The organism is Acinetobacter sp. (assembly GCF_050285345.1).
GTDB lineage: Bacteria > Pseudomonadota > Gammaproteobacteria > Pseudomonadales > Moraxellaceae > Acinetobacter.
This window is the reverse complement of record NZ_JBLZXR010000039.1, coordinates 1-2,402: the sequence shown is the minus strand read 5'-3', so window position 1 is coordinate 2,402 and position 2,402 is coordinate 1. Positions and strand designations below refer to the sequence as shown.

General features: G+C 42.4%; 4 protein-coding genes and 1 pseudogene. All 5 read left to right on the top strand.

Going from position 1 to position 2,402, the window contains the following annotated elements; translation table 11 throughout:
* Window positions 1-779 (top strand): annotated as a pseudogene (locus tag ACN6OV_RS03865) (hypothetical protein); the annotation flags it as partial.
* Window positions 772-1,005: a hypothetical protein gene (locus ACN6OV_RS03860; RefSeq protein WP_180182795.1), complete on the top strand. Its 234-nt coding sequence runs from the start codon at window positions 772-774 to the stop codon at window positions 1,003-1,005. The pseudogene ACN6OV_RS03865 and the gene ACN6OV_RS03860, both read left to right, overlap by 8 nt.
* 58 nt (window positions 1,006-1,063) lie before the next feature.
* On the top strand, window positions 1,064-1,321 hold the full coding sequence (locus ACN6OV_RS03855; protein ID WP_180026358.1) for a holin: 258 nt from the start codon (window positions 1,064-1,066) through the stop codon (window positions 1,319-1,321).
* Complete coding sequence (locus tag ACN6OV_RS03850) at window positions 1,305-1,814, top strand: lysozyme (RefSeq protein ID WP_427949786.1); 510 nt, start codon at window positions 1,305-1,307, stop codon at window positions 1,812-1,814. Before ACN6OV_RS03855 ends, ACN6OV_RS03850 begins: the two co-directional genes overlap by 17 nt.
* Window positions 1,814-2,185, top strand: a complete 372-nt coding sequence (locus ACN6OV_RS03845) for a hypothetical protein (RefSeq protein ID WP_427949784.1) — start codon at window positions 1,814-1,816, stop codon at window positions 2,183-2,185. Before ACN6OV_RS03850 ends, ACN6OV_RS03845 begins: the two co-directional genes overlap by 1 nt.
* Window positions 2,186-2,402 lie beyond the last annotated feature (217 nt).

The following is a 2,402-nucleotide window of genomic DNA, read 5'->3' as shown; positions in this document are numbered from 1 at the left end:
CGGAAACTATTAAGTTCGCGAATAAATCTTATACCTATGATGGTCGAAGTGTCACAGCACTCAATGCAGCGGATTACTCAGCTAAACGATCATTCATTCAAGACAATGAGCGAACGTCTGTACAGCTCGTGCAAGCAGAAATTGATCGAGCTCAATCCGGTACTGAATTGGACTGGAAGCTGATTGATGACGTCGGCTGGATTGTACCGGTTGAAAGTCTGAGCTATGCAGAACTTGCACCGATGGACGCGATAAAACAAGTGGTCGAAGCTGGTGGTGGTTTCATCTATAGCCAAAAATCAGGCAATACGCTTTCAATTTTACCGCGCTATAAAAAAGGTTATTGGGATGCAATGGCTGTGGATGACTACGATATTCTGATAGCGCCAAGTATCGTGATTCAACAAACTATTGAGCAAAACAAGGATTACATCGCTGACTACAATGCCATTAATGCTGTGAATAGTCGAAGTGGCGACAGCTTGACTGTGAAGCAGCGCAACACTGCAGGTGATATTCCTCTTGAAGCCGCGACTAGCCCAATGTTTGATGTCGTGTCGGGTGCAAGCTTTGGCAAGATGGAGTTGATCAAAGCCAATATTCAAGAATTCCACACCTTATCGGGTTTGCCGGTCTCTCAAGAAATTGGTGAATTGTTGCCAGGTAATACCGTGGCATTCGATGGGCAGTGGTGGGGAATCATTGATTCTGTGAGTGGTTCATTTAGTCATGGCAAAGTGACTGAATCCATTAAAGTGGAGCGCATCCATCGTGACTAATCCTTTATTTGAACTTCGTAAACTGTTGAATCCAACTCATTCAGAATTAATTGGAACAATCACTTCTGCAAGTCATCCTGAATATCGTGTTCAAGTGGATGGAGGATCTGGACCAGTGCTTTGCACAAGCGGGACAGCCTACAACATTGGGCAACGTGTATTCATTTCAAATCAACAAATCTTACGGCCAGCTCCATCAGGTCAACACAGTCAGATTGAAGTCTGAATCATTGAAACAATGGCACCGAAAGGTGCTTTTTTTATGTCGAAAATTAGGGGGAAACATGTCTGAAACGACAGCGGCGGTGGCAGAAACCTCAGCTGCAGCTTTGGGATCAAAAGCAACAGTGACCGGTGGCGCAGCAAGCTTTGCTGGTTTTTTTATGGGCATTGATTGGATGGGTTGGGTAGGTATAGGCGTTGCCGTGTTGGGCTTACTCATTAATGTTTATTTCTCATGGCAACGTAATCAACGCGAAAAAGAAATTCACGAGCTCACTAAGCGAAAACTAAACGGTGAATGCAATGTCAAACAAGACTAAATTGATCGTAACAATGATCACAGCTATAAGTGCTACTGGCCTTTATTACACGCAAAGCAAAGAAGGTACTGTTTTAGTTCCATATAAAGATAGTGTTGGCGTGGCAACTATTGGTACAGGCACTACGGTGTACCCAAACGATCAAAAAGTAAAAATGACCGATCCAAAAATCACACCTAAACAAGCCACGGAATATCTGAAATTTCACATCAATAAAGATGCTAAAAATTTCAATAAAACGCTCTTGGGTGTTCCGCTTTCACAAACTGAATATGACCTATATATGGACTTCACTTATCAGTTTGGAACTGGTGCATGGTCGCAATCTTCTATGCTTCGCAACTTAAAGCAAGGCAAGTATGTGCAGGCATGTAACTCATTGCTGAAATGGAAATATGCAGCAAAACGCGATTGTTCAGTTCGGTCAAACAATTGCTATGGCGTATGGATTCGACAACTAGAGCGTCATCAAAAATGCATAGGAGCTCAATAGTGCCATTACTCATTTGGAAATATAAAACATGGATCGCAATTGCGGTCTTTTTTATTTTATACGTAGGGCAAATTGCCTATACGAATCACTTGGCCGGAAAGCTTAAAGAGGCTGAATCCAAATGCACAGCCAAAATTCAAGAAATTGAGCAGAAGCACCTTAAAGCTTTGGCTGAAAAACAAAATCTAATCAATCAGGTAAGCGCAGATTATGAAACACTTAAATCAGAACAGCGTGTGCAAGTCGAAACAGTCACACGTGAAGTTCAAAAATTCATTGAGCGGCCTGTGTATCGTAATGACTGCTTTGATAGTGACGGCGTGCAGCAACTCAACTCACTTATCACCAGTGGTGCCAGCGAACCTCCTTGAACCTTGTCCTGATTTGCAGCAACTATCCGGAAATACCGGAAAGTTGGTTTTGCTTTGGTCAGTTGATACTGTTGCTAAATACAATGACTGTAAGGCGCGTCATGGTGCAATTGTAAAAGCCCTCGAGTGAGGGCTTTTATAGCATACAATTAATATTGGAAGATTTTCCGTATTTTCCATTCATTCGTAAGTACAATCAGGCAAGGTTCTATAGTTG

Excerpts from the sequence above, each read along its gene's own strand:
- ACN6OV_RS03855 (WP_180026358.1), top strand. The coding sequence starts at position 1,064 with ATGTCTGAAACGACAGCGGCGGTGGCAGAAACCTCAGCTGCAGCTTTG.
- ACN6OV_RS03850 (WP_427949786.1), top strand. The coding sequence starts at position 1,305 with ATGTCAAACAAGACTAAATTGATCGTAACAATGATCACAGCTATAAGT.